Below are 20,043 nucleotides of genomic sequence, written 5' to 3' on the forward strand. Positions count from 1 at the left end.
CGCCCCACGGGAACCCGTTCCCGCCAATCGAATACTCCGTAGATCTCAGGAGACTTTGCAATGTTCCGCTTGGCCACGTTGTCCCTGGGAAACCGGGCCCTGATCGCGCTGATCACCGTCTTTGCAGCGGTGTTCGGCGTGATCACCATGGGCTCGCTCAAGCAGGAACTCATTCCGTCGATTGAGTTCCCGCAGATAACGGTGGTTACCTCCATGCCGGGAGCCTCTCCCGAAGTGGTGGACAAGCAGCTCAGCCGTCCGCTGGAGACAGCCCTCAACAGCGTCGAGGGGCTCGAGTCGACGACGTCGACGTCCCGCAACGGTGTCTCCCAGATCACCATGGTGTTCACCTACGGTTCCAACCTGGACAGGGCACGCAACCAGATCGACCGTGCCATCTCCAATGCGAAGCGAGTTCTGCCGGCCGATGTGGAACCGCAGTCAATCGCCGGCAACATCAGCGACTTTCCGATCGTGTACCTGGCGGTGTCTTCGGATAAGCCGCTGAGCGAGCTGAACGCTGACCTGCAGCGCCTCAGCGTTCCACGGTTGCAGAAAATCGACGGCGTCCGGGGCGCCGACGTAACGGGCGGAGCGACCCAGCACATCCTGGTCCAGCCCCGCCCTGCAGACCTTGCCGGCTCCGGCGCGTCGGTGCAGTCCATCAGCGCGGCCTTGAAGAACAACGGGACCCTGGTTCCGGTAGGCACCATCGAGGACCAGGGCAAGACGCTGTCCCTCCAGCTGGGCAGCCCTGTCGATTCCCTGGAGATCATCAAGGCACTGCCACTGGAGAGCGCAAAGGGAGCGGCCACCATCGGAAGCGTCGCCGATGTCAGCATCGAGGACGACCCCGCCACCTCGATCACCCGCACCAACGGCAAACCGACACTGGCGCTGTCGGTCACGAAGAAGCCTGAGGGCGACACCGTGGCGATCTCCCATGCCGTGCGTGAGGCCCTGGCGCCCATGGAAGCAGAGCTGGGCAGCAACGCCGCCTTCACCCCCGTCTTTGACCAGGCACCCTTCATCGAGAAGTCCATCAAGGACCTCACTACCGAGGGACTTCTCGGGCTCGGTTTTGCGGTGGCCGTGATCCTGGTGTTCCTGATGTCCGTGAGGTCCACCTTGGTGACCGCGGTTTCCATTCCGTTGTCGCTGCTGGTCACCTTCATCGGCATCTCCGCAACCGGCTATTCACTGAACATCCTGACCCTGGGTGCGCTCACCATCGCGATCGGCCGGGTGGTGGACGACTCGATCGTCGTGATTGAGAACATCAAACGGCACCTGAGCTACGGCGAGCACAAGCTGACGGCCATCGTCACCTCCATCCGCGAAGTGGCCGGAGCCATCACTGCCTCGACGCTCACCACAGTTGCCGTGTTCCTTCCGATCGCCTTCGTCGGAGACCTGGCGGGCGAGCTGTTCCGGCCCTTCGCCTTGACGGTCACCATCGCGCTGCTTTCTTCCTTGCTGGTCTCGCTGACCATCGTCCCCGTACTTGCTTATTGGTTCCTGGCGTCCCCGTCAGCGAAGAGCACGCCGCCTGCCGCAGGCGCTGCAATCCCCGATGCAAAGACCATTGCCGCACGGGCGAGGGAAGCCGAGCAAAAGAGCAGGCTCCAGCGCGGTTACTTGCCGATCCTGGCCACAACGCAGAAACACCCTGTGATCACACTGAGCGCCGCGGCACTGATCCTGGTCGCCACCGTGGCTGTTTCTCCCCTGCTGGCTACGGACCTGCTGGGACGTTCCGGGGAAAACAGCATGACCGTCCGGCAGGTCCTGCCTGCCGGTACCAGCCTGGACGCCACCAGCGCGGAAGCTGCCAAGGTGGAGGACCTCCTCAGGGGCACGGAGGGCATCAAGGACGTCCAGGTGACCTCCGGCAACGCCCAAACGGGTTTTGCCGCGCTGACCTCCACGGGCGCTTCCAACTCAACGTTTACCGTGGTGACGGACGAGAAGGTGGACCAGAAAAAACTCCAGGACGAGGTCCGCAGCAAGCTTGAAGGCCTGCCGGGAAAGATCACCGTAGGATCCCAGCAGGGCGGGTTCGGCACATCCTCCACCGTTGACATCACCATCAGGGCTGCGAACTCGGCGGACCTGCAAACGGCCAGCGATGCCATGGTGAAGGCCATGGAAGGCGTTCCGGGCAGCACCGAAGTGGCTACGAACCTTGCAGCCAGCCAAGCCGTGGTCCAGGTACGCGTGGATCGGGCAAAGGCCGTGGCCGCCGGCCTCACCGAGGAACAGGTGGGTGGCTTCCTGGCGTCCACAGTCAGCCCGATCCCGGCCGGAACAGTGCGGATCGACACCAATGACTATCCGGTCCGGATCGGCAAGGGAACACGCTTCACCAGCATCGCTGCGGTGCGGGCCCTCCAGCTGCCGACTGCGCGCGGTCCAATCGCGCTGGAGTCCATAGCCGCCGTCGAGCAGGTTGACACGCCGGTTTCCATCACCAGCAGCAACGGCCAGCGCACGGCCAAGGTGACTGTGACGCCGTCGGGCTCAAACCTCGGCAGCGTCAGCACTGCGGTCCAGGAACGTCTCGCCTCCGTAGAGCTGCCCGCGGGAGTCACAGCCACTATCGGTGGTGCCACCACCCAGCAGGCGGAGTCCTTCCGGCAACTTGGCCTGGCGCTCCTGGCTGCCATCGCGATCGTCTATGTGATCATGGTGGCCACCTTCAAGTCCCTCATCCAGCCACTGATCCTGCTCGTTTCGGTGCCGTTCGCGGCCACCGGCGCGGTGGGACTGCTGTTGCTCACCGGAGTTCCCCTGGGACTGCCGTCCCTGATCGGCATGCTGATGCTCGTGGGCATCGTGGTGACCAACGCAATCGTCCTGATCGACCTCATCAACCAGTACCGCAAACCGCATGACGGCAGGGCCGGCATGAGCGTTGCCGAGGCGATCACCCATGGTGCCCGCCAGCGCCTGCGCCCCATCCTCATGACGGCCTTGGCCACCGTGTTCGCCCTGACTCCCATGGCGCTGGGTTTGACCGGCGGCGGCGGGTTCATCTCCCAGCCTTTGGCGATCGTGGTGATCGGCGGGCTGATCTCCTCCACGGCGTTGACGCTGGTCCTGGTTCCCGTCCTGTACAAGCTCGTGGAGGGCCGCAGGGAGAAGAAGGACCTGCAGAAAGCCCTGCAGGTCCGGCCCGATGTTCCTGCCGGGAACGGCGGCAGCGATGCCTTCGCCGACTGGACCACGGGGGCCGTGCCCCGGATCTCGGGGCGCCGGGCGGCCCACAACCCCGCCGAATAGCGCCTCACTGCCCATCTCTCAGGTCCGGGAACATTTCCCGGCCCTGCCCTGTTACACACAGCGATACATGCAAATGCATCTATTTTCAGCTACACTGTGACATATGGCCCCCCTCAATCGGAGGCCTGAACCACGGGCAGGGAGAAAGGCAACACCATGCAGATCGGCGTCTTCAGCGTCAGTGACATCACCACTGACCCCACCACGGGCCGCACCCCCACCGAACACGAGCGCATCAAGGCCTCCGTAGCCATTGCCAAGAAGGTCGAAGAAATCGGCATGGACGTCTACGCGTTGGGCGAGCACCACAACCGGCCGTTCTTCTCCTCCTCCCCCACCACCACCCTGGCCTACATCGCGGCCCAGACCGAACGCATCACGCTCTCCACGGCCACCACCCTGATCACCACGAATGACCCGGTGAAAATCGCCGAGGACTTCGCGATGCTGCAGCACCTGGCAGACGGCAGGGTGGACCTGGTCCTGGGCCGGGGCAACACCGCCCCCGTCTACCCCTGGTTCGGCAAGAACATCCAGGACGGGATCGAACTGGCGATCGAGAACTACAGCCTGCTGCGCAAGCTGTGGGACGAGGACACGGTGAACTGGTCCGGCAAGTTCCGCACCCCGCTGCAGAACTTCACGTCTACACCGCGCCCGCTCGACGGCGTCGCCCCCTTCGTCTGGCACGGCTCCATCCGCACGCCGCAGATCGCGGAAGTGGCTGCCTACTTCGGAGACGGCTTCTTCGCCAACAACATCTTCTGGCCCAAAGAGCACTACCAGCAGCTGATCGGCCTGTACCGCGAGCGCTACGAGCACTACGGGCACGGCAAGGCAGACCAGGCGATCGTCGGCCTGGGCGGGCAGTTCTTCATGCGGAAGAACTCGCAAGACGCGGTGAAGGAATTCCGCCCTTACTTCGACAACGCACCCGTGTACGGACACGGCCCGTCGCTGGAGGACTTCACCTCGCAAACGCCGTTGACCGTCGGCAGCCCGCAGGAAGTCATTGAGAAGACCCTGACGTTCCGTGAGTTCTTCGGTGACTACCAGCGCCAACTGTTCCTGATCGACCACGCCGGCCTGCCGTTGAAGACGGTCCTGGAGCAACTGGACCTCTTCGGAGAGGAAGTCCTTCCGGTCCTGCGCAAGGAGTACGCTGCCTTGAAGCCGGCCCACGTTCCGGACGCCCCGACGCACGCCTCCCGCGTGGCCGCAGCCCTGGAGGCCAACGTCAGCGAGTCCGCTGCCGCCGGAACCGCTGGTCGGGAGTCCTGATGTCCGGCCCTTCGGCTTCCTCCACAGTCCGACTTGCCGCCGAAACCTGGGAGTCGCTCTTCCGCTCCCAGGTGGCGGTGATGCGGAAGCTCCAAGCCGGTTCGGCGTTCAAGTCGTTGCCGGTCAACGAGTACGACGTCCTTTTCACGCTATCGCGCTGCCCTTCGGGCCAACTGCGGCTGAACGAGATCAACGACAAAGTGCTGCTGAGCCAGTCGAGCCTGAGCCGCTTGGTGGACCGCCTTGAAAAGCGGGGACTCGTGGAGCGGACAACAGCCCCCGACGACGGCCGCGGAGTCCTGCTGTCCCTCACGGAGGCCGGGCGCGAGTTGCAGAAGTCGATCGGCCGCGACCACGTGCGGGAAATCGCCCAGTTGGTAGCACCGGCGCTCACGGCCGAAGAGCAACGCGAGCTGCTTCGCCTGACGGACAAGCTGCGGGCATCCGTCGCCGGGCACCAGCAATCCGGCACGGGCGCCCGGCCGCTGGCCTAGCCGAGGGTTATCAGCTGCCCGGGGTCTTCCACGGGCAGCTCACCTTCCACGGTTGCGGCGACCTTCAGGGTCTTGAGCGTGAGGCTGCCGCCGACCGTTGAAAGGAACGCGGTGTCCGAGGAGTCCCTTCCGGCGGTGATGCGCAGCATGGCTTCGCGCGGAGCCAACCCTGTGGGGTCGATCACGTGCCACGCGCCATCGATGTACGCTTCCGCGACTGCGTGGAAGTCCATGGGGCTGAGGCCGGGGGCGTAGACGGCGGCCAGGCGTGCAGGCACGTCCTTGGACCGCAGGAGCGCGATGGCGAGGTGTGCAAAGTCCCGGCACACGCCGCGCCTGTGGAGCAGGGTCTCTACAGCCCCGTCCGTGCCCCGCGAGGACCCGCTGACGTAGCGCAATTCACCGTTCACCCAGTTGCGCACGGCCTCGAGCAATCCGGCACCTTGCATCGTTCCGAACTCTGCATAGGAAGTGGGCAGCAAACGGTCCGACTCCGCGTAGCGGCTGGGACGGACATAGCGGATGAGTTCCATCGGGTCCGCACTGTCCGCTATTCCCCGGCCAACCACGTCCGCACTGTAGTTCACCGTGACTTCACTGGGCTCGCTGAATTCCATGTATTGGAACCGCCCGCCGTGATGGTCCTGCAATTCCTTGTAGGGCACTTCTGTCCCCCCGCATTCGATGGCGAGGGTCTCGCTCAGCGACTCATAGCCAGGGTTGGCGGCTACGGCGATGGCCATGGCAACTTTGGTGTTGGCTGCTGTCTTGAAGACGAGTTGGGCAGATACGTGGCGTTCCATTGGTCTCCGGAAGGTCGCGGCGGGCTGGGTGTAGTGCCGCTGTTGGGGTCAGGGGCCAACGCAGGGCTGCGGGTTGGCCTCCAGCGACAGTAGCACCTACCGGGCACCGGGCTTTCACCGCCGTCGGCGGGGGCTAGGCTGTGGTCATGGCTCCCGAAGAAAACGAAGAATTCGACGACGGCGTCTCCACCATCTCCGCTGTGGACATCGTGGACTGGCGGCTGCGGACCTTCGCCCTGTATGACGAGGTCCGGAAGCTTGCAGCGACGGACCCTTTCGATGCCCATAACCACTGGCGGCACGAACGTGACCGCATGTTCGCCACGCATCCCGCCTCGGCGCTGACGGACGCGATGAAAGCTTCCTTCGCCGGGCTACGGACCGCCGATTATGATCCCTCCTTCCGGATGTACGCCCCGTTGCTGCCGGAAGGCGTCGGCGAGGAAATGAACGTCTCCACGGGAACGGACGGCGTGGTCCCGTTTGTACGGATCGGCACGTTCGAGTTGCCGGGCCTGGGTTCATTGGCGGCTTGGCGGCTGCGCAGCTACGGTGGCGGCATCTTCGTGCCGTTCCGTGATGCCACTGCCGGCAAGGAAGGGGGCAGCTACGGCGCTGGACGCTATCTCCTGGACACGATCAAGGGGTCCTTTCACGGACTCCGCCACGCTGGTGTGGAGCAGGAATTCATTCTCGACTTCAACTTCGCCTACAACCCGTCGTGTGCGTATAACGAAGCGTGGGCCTGCCCGTTGGCGGGACCGGCGAACAGGTTGGCGGCGGAAGTGCCGGTGGGCGAGCTATATCTTCCGGCCTAGTCATGCCACTCGAGCCGTGAGGGCCAGCAAGGCCACTGCGGCCACCAGGGTCACGGGTGCGACGATCATCCCGTACAGCGCAAAGCCCCGCCAACTGATCAGCACGTTCATCTTGCGCAGGCGGTCATGCCACAGCAGGGTGCCCAACGAGGCCCACGGAGTAATAAGAGGCCCGGCATTGACCCCAATGAGCAAGGCTGCCGTCCGCAGTGGTGTGTCCGCGAGCGGTTCCACCAGCAAGTAGGCCGGAAGGTTGTTCACGACGTTGGACCCCAGGGCGCCCGTGGCAGCAAGCCGCAGCAGTTCGGGGAAATCCTCACCCTTGCCGGCCACTTGGCCTGCCAGCTCAGGCAATCCAAGGTAGCGGGCGGCCGCCATCACCAGGAACAGCCCTGAGGTAAAGAGCAGCAAGGACCACGGGACCAGATTTATGGTGAGTGAGCGGGGCCGACGGAACCCGAACAGGGCCAGCAGAGCGACGGCGGCGATGGAAGCCGGGAGCCACACTGGAAGCCCCGACACCAAAGCCGGTAGCAGCAGTACCAGCACCGCGGCCGTCCCCGGCAGCAGGATGCGGTCCGCCCGGGGCTTTCCAGGAACGGAGGTCCGGGAACCTTGGTCGATCACCTTCTTTGGACCCGGGGCATACCTTCGTTGCAGGTCACGCCGGAAGACCACTGCGATGAAGGCTAGCGGAATGATGATGGCCGCCAGCGAAGGGGCCCACATCAGCGTTGCGAACCCGGCAGGACTGATCCCGTCAAGGTTGTGCTGGGCCAAGAGGTTGGTCAGGTTCGATACCGGCAGGAGCAAGCTCGCTGTGTTTGCCAGCCATACGGTCGCCAGTGCGAAGGGAAGGACGGGCAATCCTGTCTGCCGCGTCACCGTGACCACCACGGGAGTCAGCAGCACCGCCGTGGTATCGATGGAAAGGAAGATGGTGCTCAGGACGGCCATGGCCGCCAACAGCAGCCACAAAACGTAACTGCGGCCGCTGGCCCATCGACGGATCCGGTCAGCACCCCATTGGAAAACACCGGCATCGCTGGCCAGGTCGGTGACCACGGTCATCGCCGCGACGAAACCCATGATGGGCCCCACGCGGGCAACCAGGACCTGCACTTCGGACCACGGAAGAATCCCTGTTACTACGGCCACTGCTCCGGCTGCCAGCAGGGCCGCCCCCATGATCGCGAGGCGCATGAACTGGATTCTATCCATGTGCTGCCGGCTTCTTTACGCGCCACGTGCGGGTCCCGTTGGGGAGTGTTCGGGCCGGCCCCGCAGAGGACGTAGGATGTCTTCATGACTTCCCCGCTTCCCCGGCGCATCGCCCGCATCCAACCTTTGGAACCGAACAGCCCCGACGAGCAATTCTTCGCCGCCAACGATGCGCCCGACTTCGACTCCGACGAAGGAAAGCGCTGGACGCTGGTGCAGTCCCCGTTCCCGGGATCCAGGGCCAACGCAGCGAGTCCCGGAAGGCCCGGCTGGGAAGTGGGCGCAGTGGTGGAGGAAGCATCATTCCGCTTCCTGGCACCGTCCGTCCCTGTCAACGTTTTCGGCATGGCCCACAACACGGGCCAGCCCGGCCGGGACTTGCCTCCGCAGGCATTCCATAAGGCGGCTTCCAGCGTGATCGGGCCAGGCGATGCCATCCAGCTGAGCTCCACAGTGGGCTACGTCGACCCCGAAGCCGAGCTGACCGTCGTCGTGGGTTCCACCGCCCGGGGCCTGACCCTGGAAACGGCGAGGTCGGCAATCCTGGGCTACACCATCGGAAACGACGTTTCCGCCCGCGACCTCCAGAAGACCGATGAATTGTGGATCAGCGCCAAGAGCCAGGACACCTTCACTCCTGCCGGCCCGTGGATCGTCACCGCACTCGACGACTCGGACCTGGAAATCAGCATCGTCCACAACGGCAACCAACTGACGCCGGCCAGTTCCGCCGACCTCGGTTGGAAGGTGGAGGAGATCATGGTCTACCTGACGTCCTTCATGACATTGCGGCCGGGCGACCTGGTGCTCACCGGTTTCCCGGCAGAGTGCGCCCGCATCCAACCCGGGGATACGGTGGCGTGCCGCGTGGAGGGCATCGGGGAGCTCCGGAACCCTGTCATCGCCGCACGATGGGAAGGTCCGCACGCATAGTGTGCAAGGCTTAAGCCATGGAGACTGCCGCGGAAACCACTGAGCCGCGGCACGCCACCTCCGGAACCCCCGCGGTACGGCACCGCCTGAACAGGCGAAAAGGGCTCCTGCGATACCCGGTGATCCGGCAGCTCATCCGCTTCACCGGCGTCGGGATCATTTGCACCGCGAGTTCGCTGGCCATCTACGCGATGCTGCGTCCCTGGGTTGATCCGCAGATCGCCAACGCAATCGCGCTGGTCCTCACCTCGCTCCTGAATACGGCGCTGAACCGCAGGCTGACCTTCAAGATCACGGGAAGCAAGCGGCGGGCGAATGACCATTTGAGCGGCGTCATTGTGATCCTCGTAGCCTTGCTCATCACCGGCGGGAGCCTCGGCATCCTGCATCTCCTCCGGCCCGAGGCGACCGTCAGCGAGGAACTTTGGACAACGACGCTCTCCGGCTTTGTTGCCACCGCCGTCCGGTTCACCCTCCTGCGGCACTGGATTTTCCGCCGCGCCCGCCACGTCTAGCAGCGCACCCAACTGCGTCGCAATTGTGCACGTTTTGACGGGTCAAAACGTGCACAATTGCGACCTACTTGGGGTGGTTTACCAGGTTGCGGACACGCCCGACGGCGGCAGCCACCGCTGCGGCTGCATGCTCCAGTTCGGCAGCGGTGACGGCAGAGGTAAAACTGAAGCGTACGGCAGTCTGTGCCGTTTCAGGGCTGATGCCCAGTGCCAGCAACACCGATGACGGAGCATCGGAACCAGCTGCGCAGGCCGAGCCGCTGGAGCACACCACCCCGAGCCGTTCAAGCTCCAGGAGCACGGATTCCCCGCTGGTTCCCGGGAAGCAGAACGACGCAACCGAGGGCAGGCGCCGGGACGGATGGCCGGTGAGGACGACTCCGGGCACTGCTTCCCGTACCGCGGCGATGAAGTTGTCGCGCAGGGCAGCCACGTCCGCAGATGCGGCAGCGGCTTCGGCGTGGCTCAGGTTCAATGCTGTCGCGACCGCAACGGCCCCGGCAACGTTCTCGGTTCCCGAACGCCGGCCCCGTTCCTGCCCTCCTCCGTGGATCAGCGGTTCCAGACGCAAGCGCCCCTTGGTGAAAAGCACGCCCGAACCCTTGGGCGCACCGAGCTTATGCCCGGACAGGCTGAGGGCATCCACACCGAGGGCTTTCACATCGAGGGGCAACCAGCCCGCGGCCTGGACGGCGTCCGTGTGGAACGGGATATGTAACGCGTGAGCCGCCCGGGCAAGGTCCGCCACGGGTTGGACAGTGCCCACCTCGTTGTTGGCGTACATGATGCTGACCAAAGCCGTCTCCCGGCGGAGGACCGCGCCGAGGGCTTCCACGGTCACCAGCCCGTCGCCGTCCACCGGGACCACGTCAACGGTGAAACCGTGGACGCGTTCCAAGTAGCGCGCCGATTCCTCCACTGCCGGATGTTCGACGGCGCTGATGACCACGCGGTTCAGGGACGGGTCTGCTGCCTGCCGTGCCAGGGCGATGCCTTTGACGGCAAGGTTGTCCGCTTCAGTGCCGCCGGACGTGAAGGTGATTTCTCCGGCGCGGCAGTCAAGGACCTTCGCAACGGCGGACCTGGCGTCTGCGAGCGCGGAGGCAGCGGCTTCACCCAGGCTGTGGTGGCTGGATGGGTTGCCGAATTCGCCGCTGAGATAGGGCCACATGGCTTCCAACACTTCACGGCGGACCGGAGTGGTGGAGGCTGCGTCCAGGAAGATCATGGCCGGACGGGGTCGGTTCCCGGCGCGATGTCCAGCTCGACATCCAGCCCCAGGTCCAGCGCGGCCACGCTGTGCGTGAGTCCACCGATCGAGATGACGTCAACTCCCGTCGCGGCGATTTCCGCCACCGTGTGCAGGTTGACGTTGCCGCTTGCTTCGACGATCGCCCGTCCGTCCACTTGCTTCACCCCGGCACGAAGTTCCTCGGGAGTGAAGTTGTCCAGCATGATGGTGTCCACACCCGCTGCCAGGACGGGCTCAATCTGGTCTGCCCGGTCTACCTCCACTTCGAAGTGGGTGGTGTGGCCCAGCTGTGCTTTCGCTGCCGCCAGAAGTGCGGTGAGCTTCTTCGGATCCCCGCCCGTCATGACGGCGAGGTGGTTGTCCTTGGCCAGCACGGCGTCGGAGAGGCTGTAACGGTGGTTCGCTCCTCCGCCGCAGCGGACGGCGTACCGTTCCAGGACACGAAGCCCTGGGGTGGTCTTGCGGGTGTCGGTGATCCGGGCCCGGGTTCCCTCCACCAGACGGACGAATTCGGCGGTTTTCGTAGCAATTGCGCTCATGCGCTGGACCACGTTGAGTCCCACCCGTTCGGCCATCAGGACTGAACGCGCGCTGCCGCTGACCCGCGCCAGGTGGGTGCCGGCGTCGAACGTGTCACCGTCCCCGAGCAGGAGCTGAACGTCAGTGTCCGGGTCGATGAGTTTCATCGCGTCGCGGAAGACGGTTCCACCGCTCAAGACTCCGGGGACACGGGCGTTGAGGACTGCGGTTGCGCGGGCGTCCGCGGGGATCAACAGCTGTGAGGTGATGTCTCCGTTCGGCGCGTCCTCGGCGAAGGCACGCTCCAGGATGTCCCGGACGGCCGCCGCGGGGAGGGTGAGGTTAGTCATGGACGAGGCTCGCTTTCGGGCTCATGGAGTGTGGCTTGTCAGAATGGTCGACGACGGCGGGTGCGGCCGCTGTGTCGCTTCGGTAGTGCGCTCCCAGGGATTGCCGCCGTGCCCGTGCCGCCCGCACCAGCAGTTGGGCGGCCAACAGGAGGTTGGCATCCTCGTGCGCGCGGACATCGGTCGAAGCGACGCCGGCTGCGGGAAGCGGGCCGTCGGCCCAGGCATCCAGGGCGGCCTCCGCCTCGGCCAGCAGCACTCCGCTGCGAAGAACCCCGGCCTTGGCCGTCATGAGCCGCTGCAAGGCGCCCCGGGAAAACGGCTCAGTCCCCGCATATTCCGACGGCGGCCGAGCCCCGTCCGCGGATGACGGGGTCCCGGCAGCGTGCGCCGGAACACGGCCCACGGTTGACGGTGTTCCGGCAGCGTGCGTCACGGGAACTGCGTCCGCGGGTGAGGGGGTCCCGGCAGCGTGCGTCAAGGGGAGGCCGCCCGCGGCCGAGCCAGCACGCAGAGGGACCGCATCAACCGCTGCCCTAACTGCCCGCCGCGCAAACACCAGCCCCTCAAGCAACGAATTACTTGCCAGGCGATTAGCCCCCTGCACACCGGTACAGGCAACTTCACCGGCGGCATACAAACCGGGAACAGAGGTCTGCCCGTGCAGGTCCGTCACCACGCCGCCCATCCAGTAGTGGGCCGCGGGCCCCACGGGAACGGGTTCCCTGGTCCAATCGAAGCCCGCTTCACGGGTGCGTTGGGAGATGGTGGGGAAGCGCTTCTCGAGGAAGCCGCTGCCGCGTTTGGCTTCGATGACTGTGGCATCAAGGAACACGTGTCCGTTGGGGTCCCCCAGGGCAGCAAGGTGCAGGGCGATGCTGCGGGAGACAACGTCACGGGGAGCAAGTTCGGCGTCGGGATGGTAGTCGGGCATGAACCGCTGACCGAAGGCGTCCAGCAGGAGCGCACCCTCGCCCCGCACGGCTTCCGAGATCAGCAACGGCTCCGTCCCACCCGGTGCTCCGGCTGGACGGGCCAGGCAGGTGGGGTGGAACTGGAAGAATTCCAGGTCGGACACGGCTGCTCCGGCCCGCCACGCCAACGCAAGTCCGTCGGCAGTAGCCACGGACGGATTCGTGGTCTGGGCGAACAGTTGCCCGGCTCCCCCGGTAGCAAGCAGGACGGCATCGGCTTGGACGGTGACCGGCTGACCATCCTGCACGTAGGCCACACCGGAGATCCGGCCATCCGTTTGGACCAGGGAGGTGGCGTGGGCCCGGCTCACTACCCGGATCCGCCCGGCAGACCGGAATTCGAGCACGCTGCCAATCAGCGCAGCCGCCACCCGGGCGCCTGTCGCGTCGCCACCGGCATGCAGGATGCGCGGCGCGGAGTGGGCGGCTTCGAGGCCCAAGGCGGGGTCGCCGTCGTCGTCGCTGTCGAAGCGCACGCCGAACCGGACCAATCCGGCAATATCTTCCCGCGCCTCGGTGCACAACACCCGGACCGCTTCAGGGTCGCAGTGCCCGGCACCGGCCTTGAGGGTGTCCTCGATGTGGGCTGCCACGGTATCTCCGGGGGCAGGCTCCTCCAGGACGGCTGAGATGCCGCCCTGGGCAAACCAGGTATTGCTTTCCTCCAGCCTGCCTTTGGTCAGCAGCGTCACCTGGGCTCCGGCCTCGGCTCCGAGGAGGGCTGCGTAGAGTCCGGCGATGCCGCTGCCGAGGACGATCAACGTCCGGGCGTCCGCGGGATGCGCGGCGGAGATGGGGTTCGAGGTCATGCGGGTCTCGATTCGGCTAGTCCGGGAATCCGGTGGTCTGCACCTGGTCAGGCCGGCTTGGCTGCCAGCATGCGCTCGAGCGCGATCTTGGCGTTGTCCTGCACAGCGTCGTCCACGGTGATGCGGTTGACGATCCGCCCGGCCACGAGTTCCTCAAGCACCCAGGCGAGGTAGCCGGGGTGGATCCGGTACATGGTGGAGCACGGGCAGATGACGGGGTCGAGGCAGAAAATGGTGTGTTGGGGGTTTTCCGCTGCGAGCCGGTTCACCATGTTGATCTCGGTACCGATCGCGAACGTGGTGGGTTCGGTCGCGGCAGCGATGGCCTTCTTGATGAAGTCGGTGGAACCTGCCGAATCGGCGGCGTCCACCACTTCCATGGGGCACTCCGGGTGGACGATCACGTTGACGCCCGGGAAGTCCTGGCGCGCCTTCTCGATCTGGGCCACATTGAAGCGCTTGTGCACGGAGCAGAAACCGTGCCAGAGGATCACCCGGGAGTCCACGAGCGTCTGTGCGTCGTTACCGCCCAGCTCCTTGCGGGGGTTCCACATGGGCATCTGTTCCAGCGGCACGCCCAGGGCCTTCGCTGTGTTCCTGCCCAGGTGCTGGTCCGGGAAGAACAGGACACGCTGACCCCGCTCGAAGGCCCACTCCAGCACGATTTTGGCGTTGGAGGACGTGCAGACGATGCCCCCGTTGCGGCCGCAGAAGGCTTTAAGCGCAGCCGAGGAATTCATGTAGGTCACAGGGATGACCGGGACCCGGCCGTGTTCGTCGGTGTCGGTGCCGAAGATTTCCTCCAGCTGTTCCCAGCATTCCTCCACGGAATCTTCGTCCGCCATGTCCGCCATGGAGCAACCGGCAGCAAGATTGGGCAGGATGACGGCCTGTTCAGGCGTGGAGAGGATGTCCGCGGTCTCGGCCATGAAGTGGACGCCACAGAAGATGATGGCTTCTGCATCCGGCTTGGTGAGCGCCGCGTTGGCCAGCTGGAAGGAGTCGCCCACGAAGTCGGCGTACTGAACCACTTCGTCACGCTGGTAGAAGTGGCCCAGGATCACTGCCCTGTCCCCCAGCGCTTCCTTGGCGGCACGGATCCGCCGGTCCAGCTCGGCCTCGGAGGCCAGCTTGTACTCTTCGGGCAGCTGGCCCTGGCGCGGGGTTGCCAAGGGGGCGACGTCGGCGCTGGAGGCACCCGGGCCGTATGCGGGGACACCGGCCAGGGATTCGGCGAGGTCGTACTCCCAGGGACCCTTCGCCAACGCCGGGCTGCAAGTGGCTCCTGCGCCCGATGAGCCCTTTTCGGCTTCCTCGCGCGTGATCAGCTGGACGGCAGTGTTGACGCTGCTCATGGTGTACTCCTGTTATCTGGCCCAAGGCCGGGCGTTCCGGTGAAGCGGTAGAGGCGGGGTGGGCGGTGTTTCCCGCCCTGCAGGTATTCACCGGTCTCTTCAATGTCCGGTGTGCTTTTGATTTGCCGGCGGAAGTTGGCCGGATCAAGTTGGCGGTCCAGGACGGCCTCGTAGACCTCGCGGACTTGTGCCAGCGTGAAGAACTCGCCCAGCAGGTGGTAGGCGATGGAGCCGTAGGCCATCTTGTTGCGAAGGCGCCACAGGGCGTAGTCCACAATCGCGTTGTGGTCGAAGGCCAGTTCCCCGAGCCTGTCCGCCCGGAACCACCGCACGTTTTCCGATTCGTCGGCGAGCGCAGCTTCGGTCGGGCGGACCAGCGCCCAGTAGACAATCGAGACGACGCGTTGGCTCGGAGACCGGTGCAGCCCCCCGAACGCGTACAACTGCTCCAGGTACTGCGGAGCCAGGCCTGTGGTCTCCCGCAGGTTCCGCGAGGCCGCATCCTGGAGGGATTCGTCGTGGGCGAGGGGTCCGCCGGGGAGCGCCCACTGACCTTTGTAGGGTTCGCGGATCCGGCGCACCAGGGGCAGCCAGAGGGTGGGGCGTCCGGACTTTTCGCTGGGCCGCAGCGCAAAAATCACCGTTGAAATAGCCAACGACGGCGGTGCAAGGCGCCGTTCGGCGACGTTCGCGGAGTTGACGTTCACGGCGTTCACCTCGCTTCATCGCCGTACGGAGCCGGGCTCCGTTTAGTTAAAGTCAGATTGACTAGAACTAATGGTACGACTCGCCGGCCCAGGCTCAAAATGCCTTGCGTCACATAGCTTTCGCGGCAGCCTCCATCAGAGGCAGGGTGCGGCCTTGGATGTGGCTGTTCAGCACGATAACCGAGGAGCAGCGGACCACTGACTTGGTGGCGATCATGGCATCGAGCACCCGCTGCATGTCCGGGTTGGAACGGGCCGCTATGCGCACCATGAGGTCCGAGTTTCCGGTCACGGTGTGAACCTCGATGATCTCCGGAATGGCACTGAGGCTCTCGATGATCGCGTCATGGCCGATTTCCTGGGTGATGGTCACCGAACAAAAGGCCACCACGGGGAAGCCGAAGTTGGCCGGATCGGGCTGCGGCACCCAGGAACCAATGACGCCGTTCTCGATCATCCGGTCGATCCGGGACTGCACGGTGGCCCTCGCTACCTTCAGAACCCTTGACGCTTCCAGCACGGAAGATCGCGGCGAGTCAGTGAAGAAACGTACAATTTTTGCATCAAGATCATCGACCAGCATCAAAGTTCCTGTCCCCGGGGAATCATTACCCATCACTTCGCTACGGCAAAAAGTGATGTATCTTACAAACTGCGAGAATTATTCCACGGCTCTTGCCGCGTCGTCGACGCCTGCGTGCCATCCCAAGAGGAAAGCACGCCAAACCTGATGAAACCCATAGAAGGTAGACACGTATGACAATGAAGTCCATGACGGCTCCTGCTCCAACTTCCGGCCTCGGCCATTCACTCAAGCCCCGCCAGCTCACCATGATGGGCCTGGGCAGCGCTATCGGCGCAGGCCTCTTCCTTGGCTCGGGAGCGGGCGTCCAAGCGGCAGGCCCGGCCGTCCTGATCTCCTACCTTGTTGCCGGAACACTGATCATCCTGGTCATGTGGGCCCTGGGCGAGATGGCAGCCGCGAATCCCAACAGCGGCGCATTCTCGGTGTATGCGGAGAAAGCCCTCGGCAAGACCGCCGGCGGCACCATCGGCTGGCTCTGGTGGCTGCAGCTTGTAGTGGTGATCGCAGCCGAAGCGCTTGGCGCCGCGGGGCTGCTGTTCTCCGTGTGGCCGGTGGTGCCGGTCTGGGCATTGGCCCTGATCTTCATGGTGGTCTTTACCGGCATCAACCTTGTGGGCGTGCGCAACTTTGGCGAGTTCGAATTCTGGTTCGCCATCCTCAAGGTGGCCGCGATCGTGATCTTCCTGCTCATTGGCGCAGCACTGCTGCTCGGCTTGCTCCCGAGCGCCCCCTCCCCCGGACTGTCAGCATTCGGCGACTTCGCTCCGAACGGCATCGGCGGCATTGCGGCGGCATTGTTCGTGGTGATCTTCGCCTTTGGCGGCACGGAAATCGTCAGTGTGGCTGCAGCAGAAACCGAAGATCCTGCCCACAGCGTAGGCAAGGCCATCCGCACGGTGGTCTGGCGGATCCTGGTGTTCTACATCGGCTCCGTGTTCGTCATCGCCGCCATCCTGCCCGTGGGGTCCGAGGGCCTGAAGTCCCCGTTCGCCGGAGTACTGGACCTGGCCGGCATTCCCGGGGCAGGTGCAGCCATCACCCTGGTGGCAGTCGTCGCGCTGCTCTCAGCATTGAACGCCAACCTCTACGGCGCGTCCCGCATGGTGTTCTCGCTGTCCAGGCGCGGTGAGGCTCCGCGCTTCCTGTCCCGGCTTAGCCCGGCCAAGGTGCCGGTGGCCGCCGTCGGAGTTTCCGTCGCTTTCGGCTTCATTGCCACCGTCCTGGAGTTGCTCTTCCCCGACCTGGTCCTGCCTGCGTTGCTGAACCTGGTTGGTTCCACCTGCCTGGTGGTCTGGGGCATTGCCCTCGTCTCGCAACTGATCCTGCGCCGCAGGGCGGACCGTGAGGGAACTGAGCTGCCTTTGCGCATGAAGGGCTTCCCGGTCCTGACCATCGTGGGCCTGGTGCTCCTGGGCATTATCTTCGCCGTCGGCTTTGCCAACCCGGAGAGCGCGGGCCAGCTCTTCGGCACTGCCGCGCTGATCCTGGTCATTGCGCTGGGTTGTTACCTCAACGCCCGGTCCAAGGCGGGAAAAGCCCGGGCCGAAGAAACTGACGGCGCCGTGTAACCGACAGGCGGTGTAGCCGACAGGGCCATGTAGCCGCTTGCTCAGCACATCAAAGAGGCTCCTTGCATTTTGTATTGCAAGGAGCCTCTTTTTCTTGCCAATTTGTACAAAGTGTTTGGCTTGGACGTTGCTGATTGCGCATGGGCCCTGCTGGTGATTAGTGTCACAGCCATGACATCCACTTCGGTTCTCCCCGCCGACGCTGACGCAGGCCCAACCACGCCTGAGCAGCTGCGCGAGCTGTACACACTCATGGCCGCCGTCCGCCACATTGATACCGCCGCCATAGCCTGGCAGAGGCAAGGCATCATACCTGGCTACGCCCCCCAACTCGGCCAGGAAGCAGCACAGGTGGGCAGCGCCTATGCCGTTGACCGCAGCCGGGACTTCGTCTTCCCCACGTACCGCGAAATGGGAGTGGCCCGGACCATGGGCCTGGACATGGTGGACTACATGGCCACCCACAAGGCCACGTGGCACGGCGGCATGTACAACCCCTTGGAATCCCGGTTCGCCCCCATCCAGGCCGTGGTGGCCGGCTCCGTGCTGCACGCGGTCGGCTGGGCGCACGGGCAAACCCTGTCCGGCGAAAGCGGCGTTGCGCTTACCTACTTCGGAGATGGCGCATCGTCGCAAGGTGATGTCCATGAAGCCATGAACTTCGCCGCCGTCATGAAAGTGCCGGTGGTGTTCTTCGTGCAGAACAACGGCTGGGCCATCTCCGTTCCCACGGAGCGGCAGGTAGCCGGAGGTTCGGTAGCTGCGCGGGCCGCCGGCTACGGCATGGCGTCCCGCCAGGTAGACGGCAACGACGTCGAGGCCGTATTGCATGCCACGCAGTGGGCACTTGCCCACTGCCGCGCAGGAAGCGGCCCGGTCCTCATCGAAGCCATGACCTACCGCCGCGGACCACATTCCACGGCCGACGATCCCGGCCGCTACCGCACCCTGGACGAGGAACGCACCGACGCCGGGGAGGATCCCCTGGTCCGGTTCCGCACGCGCCTGCTGGCTGACGGCACGGCCGATGAACCCTTCTTTACCGAGGCGCAGCGTAGCGCTGAACGGGAAGAGGAAACCATCCGGGCCGGTATCGAAGCGTTGGGGCCGCGTCCCGGTGCGGAGATGTTCAGCTACGTGTTCCAGGAGCCCACCCCCGACCTTCAATCCCAAGCTGCCGCTTGGCGCAAGGAGTCCGACCATGTCTGAGACGCTGATGGAAACAAGCCCCGAAGCGGCAAGCACCGTGGAGCACCTGTCCATGCAGCAAGCCCTCAACCGGGCACTGGACCGCATCCTGGCGGAAAACCCCAAAGCCGTTGTCTTCGGCGAAGACTGCGGCCGGCTGGGCGGAGTCTTCCGGGTCACCGACGGACTGCAAGCCCGTCATGGCGAAGACCGCGTCTTTGATACTCCGCTGGCCGAGTCCGGCATCCTCGGCATGTCCGTGGGGTTGGCAATGGCCGGTTTCCACCCGATTCCCGAGGTCCAGTTCGACGGTTTCGCCTACCCTGCCATCAACCAGATCGTCTGCCAGATCGGCCGGATGAACTACCGCAGCCGCGGAACGCTGCCCATGCCGATCACCCTGCGGGTTCCCAGCTTCGGCGGGATCCGGGCTCCCGAGCATCATGGGGAAAGCCTTGAGGCGCTGTTCGCCCACGTGCCCGGGCTCAAGGTGGTGTCCCCCTCCACGCCCCATGAGGCCTACCACCTCCTCACATACGCGGCCTCCCGTCCGGACCCGGTCATCTTCATGGAGCCGAAGTCGCGCTACTGGCAAAAAGGCCCGGTGGACGTCACCACCGCGGTCCCGGCACAGGGAACTGACGACGACGGCGGCAGCCTCACCGGGGCGCGGGTGGCCCGCGAAGGCAGGCACCTGACCCTCGTCGCGTGGGGCGCCATGGTTGCCCGGTGCCTGCAGGTAGCCGAGCTCGCCGCCGAAGACGGGATCGACGTCGAAGTCCTGGACCTGCGGTGGCTCAAGCCCATCGACGCCGGGGCGTTGGCGGCCTCGGTTGCCAAGACGCGTCGCGCCGTCGTCGTCCATGAAGCGCCGCTGACCTCAGGCCTGGGCGCCGAAGTCGCGCAACTCATCACGCAGCAGTGCTTCGACACATTGAAGGCGCCCGTGGAACGCGTCACCGGTTTTGACGTGCCCTACCCCTCCGGAGACCTGGAGGACGAATACATTCCCAACATCGATCGCATCCTCTATGGGATCCAACGAGTACTGGAGTACCGCCGTGGCTGAAATTTCCTTCCCCCTCCCCGATCTGGGCGAAGGTCTCATCGAGGCAACCGTGCTGGAGTGGCTGGTGGAACCGGGGCAACAAGTGGAACGGAACCAGCCCTTGGTGGAGCTCGAAACGACGAAGTCTTCCCTCGAATTGCCCAGCCCGCAGGCGGGTAGAGTGGTGCGTATTCACGGCGAGCCGGGCGGGACCATCAACGTCGGCGAACCGCTGATCGTGTTCGAGGTACCGGATGAAACGGCCGGGATCGTGGGCACTGTTCCAAAAGACGAAGCACCCAAGCGCCGGGTCCGCCTGAGCGCCGTACTCGATGAGGACTGA

Annotated in this window: 18 protein-coding genes; 10 read left to right on the forward strand and 8 right to left on the reverse strand. The window is 64.9% G+C overall.

Going from position 1 to position 20,043, the window contains the following annotated elements:
* The first annotated feature begins 60 nt into the window (after nt 1-60).
* The 3 genes from QN084_RS02520 to QN084_RS02530 all read left to right on the forward strand — a co-directional run bounded on the left by QN084_RS02520 (nt 61) and on the right by QN084_RS02530 (nt 5,057).
* Nucleotides 61-3,282: an efflux RND transporter permease subunit gene (locus QN084_RS02520; protein WP_069695128.1), complete on the forward strand. Its 3,222-nt coding sequence runs from the start codon at nt 61-63 to the stop codon at nt 3,280-3,282.
* Nucleotides 3,283-3,438: 156 nt separating this feature from the next.
* Nucleotides 3,439-4,563 carry an LLM class flavin-dependent oxidoreductase gene (locus QN084_RS02525; protein WP_021470933.1) on the forward strand — a complete coding sequence of 375 codons (1,125 nt, stop codon included), beginning with the start codon at nt 3,439-3,441 and terminating at the stop codon, nt 4,561-4,563.
* Entirely contained in the window at nt 4,563-5,057 is a 495-nt protein-coding gene (locus tag QN084_RS02530) for a MarR family winged helix-turn-helix transcriptional regulator (RefSeq protein WP_062097106.1), read from the forward strand. Before QN084_RS02525 ends, QN084_RS02530 begins: the two co-directional genes overlap by 1 nt.
* Here the strand turns inward: QN084_RS02530 and QN084_RS02535 are convergent.
* A complete protein-coding gene (locus QN084_RS02535) occupies nt 5,054-5,860 on the reverse strand; it encodes a transglutaminase-like domain-containing protein (RefSeq protein ID WP_021470935.1) in 807 nt (268 codons plus the stop codon). The two genes, QN084_RS02530 and QN084_RS02535, sit on opposite strands and share 4 nt — an antisense overlap.
* A gap of 146 nt (nt 5,861-6,006) precedes the next feature.
* Here QN084_RS02535 and QN084_RS02540 point away from each other — a divergent pair, with 146 nt between their 5' ends.
* Nucleotides 6,007-6,678 carry a DUF1684 domain-containing protein gene (locus QN084_RS02540; protein ID WP_069695129.1) on the forward strand — a complete coding sequence of 224 codons (672 nt, stop codon included), beginning with the start codon at nt 6,007-6,009 and terminating at the stop codon, nt 6,676-6,678.
* On the opposite strand, the gene QN084_RS02545 is transcribed toward QN084_RS02540, so the two are convergent.
* Complete coding sequence (locus QN084_RS02545) at nt 6,679-7,881, reverse strand: SLC13 family permease (protein WP_069695130.1); 1,203 nt, start codon at nt 7,879-7,881, stop codon at nt 6,679-6,681.
* Between the two features lie 102 nt (nt 7,882-7,983).
* Between QN084_RS02545 and QN084_RS02550 the strand changes: the two genes are divergently transcribed.
* The gene (locus tag QN084_RS02550) at nt 7,984-8,832 is read left to right on the forward strand and encodes a fumarylacetoacetate hydrolase family protein (RefSeq protein WP_021470938.1); all 849 of its coding nucleotides are present in this window, start codon (nt 7,984-7,986) and stop codon (nt 8,830-8,832) included.
* A 17-nt stretch (nt 8,833-8,849) separates the two neighbouring features.
* Nucleotides 8,850-9,347 carry a GtrA family protein gene (locus tag QN084_RS02555; RefSeq protein WP_062097111.1) on the forward strand — a complete coding sequence of 166 codons (498 nt, stop codon included), beginning with the start codon at nt 8,850-8,852 and terminating at the stop codon, nt 9,345-9,347.
* Nucleotides 9,348-9,411: 64 nt separating this feature from the next.
* On the opposite strand, the gene QN084_RS02560 is transcribed toward QN084_RS02555, so the two are convergent.
* The 6 genes from QN084_RS02560 to QN084_RS02585 form a co-directional block, all read right to left on the reverse strand.
* Entirely contained in the window at nt 9,412-10,575 is a 1,164-nt protein-coding gene (locus QN084_RS02560) for a cysteine desulfurase family protein (RefSeq protein ID WP_069695131.1), read from the reverse strand.
* Nucleotides 10,572-11,468, reverse strand: coding sequence for a carboxylating nicotinate-nucleotide diphosphorylase (nadC, locus tag QN084_RS02565; RefSeq protein ID WP_069695132.1), 897 nt, complete (start codon nt 11,466-11,468; stop codon nt 10,572-10,574). Before nadC ends, QN084_RS02560 begins: the two co-directional genes overlap by 4 nt.
* A complete protein-coding gene (nadB, locus tag QN084_RS02570) occupies nt 11,461-13,248 on the reverse strand; it encodes an L-aspartate oxidase (RefSeq protein WP_069695133.1) in 1,788 nt (595 codons plus the stop codon). The genes nadC and nadB overlap by 8 nt, the downstream gene beginning before the upstream one ends.
* Before the next feature lie 47 nt (nt 13,249-13,295).
* A complete protein-coding gene (nadA, locus tag QN084_RS02575) occupies nt 13,296-14,603 on the reverse strand; it encodes a quinolinate synthase NadA (protein WP_069695134.1) in 1,308 nt (435 codons plus the stop codon).
* On the reverse strand, nt 14,600-15,319 hold the full coding sequence (locus QN084_RS02580) for an NUDIX hydrolase (RefSeq protein WP_062097119.1): 720 nt from the start codon (nt 15,317-15,319) through the stop codon (nt 14,600-14,602). The genes nadA and QN084_RS02580 overlap by 4 nt, the downstream gene beginning before the upstream one ends.
* A 100-nt stretch (nt 15,320-15,419) precedes the next feature.
* The gene (locus tag QN084_RS02585; RefSeq protein ID WP_021470945.1) at nt 15,420-15,893 is read right to left on the reverse strand and encodes an Lrp/AsnC family transcriptional regulator; all 474 of its coding nucleotides are present in this window, start codon (nt 15,891-15,893) and stop codon (nt 15,420-15,422) included.
* A gap of 173 nt (nt 15,894-16,066) precedes the next feature.
* On the opposite strand from QN084_RS02585, the gene QN084_RS02590 reads away from it, so the two are divergent.
* From QN084_RS02590 to QN084_RS02605, 4 genes are all read left to right on the forward strand, one after another.
* On the forward strand, nt 16,067-17,464 hold the full coding sequence (locus QN084_RS02590; RefSeq protein WP_021470946.1) for an amino acid permease: 1,398 nt from the start codon (nt 16,067-16,069) through the stop codon (nt 17,462-17,464).
* Between the two features lie 171 nt (nt 17,465-17,635).
* Entirely contained in the window at nt 17,636-18,673 is a 1,038-nt protein-coding gene (locus QN084_RS02595) for a thiamine pyrophosphate-dependent enzyme (protein WP_062099236.1), read from the forward strand.
* Entirely contained in the window at nt 18,666-19,721 is a 1,056-nt protein-coding gene (locus tag QN084_RS02600; protein ID WP_062097123.1) for an alpha-ketoacid dehydrogenase subunit beta, read from the forward strand. Before QN084_RS02595 ends, QN084_RS02600 begins: the two co-directional genes overlap by 8 nt.
* Complete coding sequence (locus tag QN084_RS02605) at nt 19,714-20,043, forward strand: biotin/lipoyl-containing protein (protein ID WP_062097124.1); 330 nt, start codon at nt 19,714-19,716, stop codon at nt 20,041-20,043. Before QN084_RS02600 ends, QN084_RS02605 begins: the two co-directional genes overlap by 8 nt.

Origin of the sequence: Paenarthrobacter sp. R1, assembly GCF_030264015.1 — a bacterium.
Taxonomy (GTDB): Bacteria; Actinomycetota; Actinomycetes; order Actinomycetales; family Micrococcaceae; genus Arthrobacter; species Arthrobacter ureafaciens.

What these genes read in the sequence shown, in the direction of transcription:
- QN084_RS02600 (WP_062097123.1), top strand. Translation starts at nt 18,666, where the DNA reads ATGTCTGAGACGCTGATGGAAACAAGCCCCGAAGCGGCAAGCACCGTG.
- QN084_RS02530 (WP_062097106.1), top strand. Translation starts at nt 4,563, where the DNA reads ATGTCCGGCCCTTCGGCTTCCTCCACAGTCCGACTTGCCGCCGAAACC.
- QN084_RS02555 (WP_062097111.1), top strand. Translation starts at nt 8,850, where the DNA reads ATGGAGACTGCCGCGGAAACCACTGAGCCGCGGCACGCCACCTCCGGA.
- QN084_RS02525 (WP_021470933.1), top strand. Translation starts at nt 3,439, where the DNA reads ATGCAGATCGGCGTCTTCAGCGTCAGTGACATCACCACTGACCCCACC.
- QN084_RS02550 (WP_021470938.1), top strand. Translation starts at nt 7,984, where the DNA reads ATGACTTCCCCGCTTCCCCGGCGCATCGCCCGCATCCAACCTTTGGAA.
- QN084_RS02535 (WP_021470935.1), bottom strand. Translation starts at nt 5,860, where the DNA reads ATGGAACGCCACGTATCTGCCCAACTCGTCTTCAAGACAGCAGCCAAC.
- nadB (WP_069695133.1), bottom strand. Translation starts at nt 13,248, where the DNA reads ATGACCTCGAACCCCATCTCCGCCGCGCATCCCGCGGACGCCCGGACG.
- QN084_RS02595 (WP_062099236.1), top strand. Translation starts at nt 17,636, where the DNA reads ATGACATCCACTTCGGTTCTCCCCGCCGACGCTGACGCAGGCCCAACC.
- nadC (WP_069695132.1), bottom strand. Translation starts at nt 11,468, where the DNA reads ATGACTAACCTCACCCTCCCCGCGGCGGCCGTCCGGGACATCCTGGAG.
- nadA (WP_069695134.1), bottom strand. Translation starts at nt 14,603, where the DNA reads ATGAGCAGCGTCAACACTGCCGTCCAGCTGATCACGCGCGAGGAAGCC.
- QN084_RS02540 (WP_069695129.1), top strand. Translation starts at nt 6,007, where the DNA reads ATGGCTCCCGAAGAAAACGAAGAATTCGACGACGGCGTCTCCACCATC.
- QN084_RS02520 (WP_069695128.1), top strand. Translation starts at nt 61, where the DNA reads ATGTTCCGCTTGGCCACGTTGTCCCTGGGAAACCGGGCCCTGATCGCG.
- QN084_RS02560 (WP_069695131.1), bottom strand. Translation starts at nt 10,575, where the DNA reads ATGATCTTCCTGGACGCAGCCTCCACCACTCCGGTCCGCCGTGAAGTG.
- QN084_RS02590 (WP_021470946.1), top strand. Translation starts at nt 16,067, where the DNA reads ATGACAATGAAGTCCATGACGGCTCCTGCTCCAACTTCCGGCCTCGGC.
- QN084_RS02545 (WP_069695130.1), bottom strand. Translation starts at nt 7,881, where the DNA reads ATGCGCCTCGCGATCATGGGGGCGGCCCTGCTGGCAGCCGGAGCAGTG.
- QN084_RS02585 (WP_021470945.1), bottom strand. Translation starts at nt 15,893, where the DNA reads ATGCTGGTCGATGATCTTGATGCAAAAATTGTACGTTTCTTCACTGAC.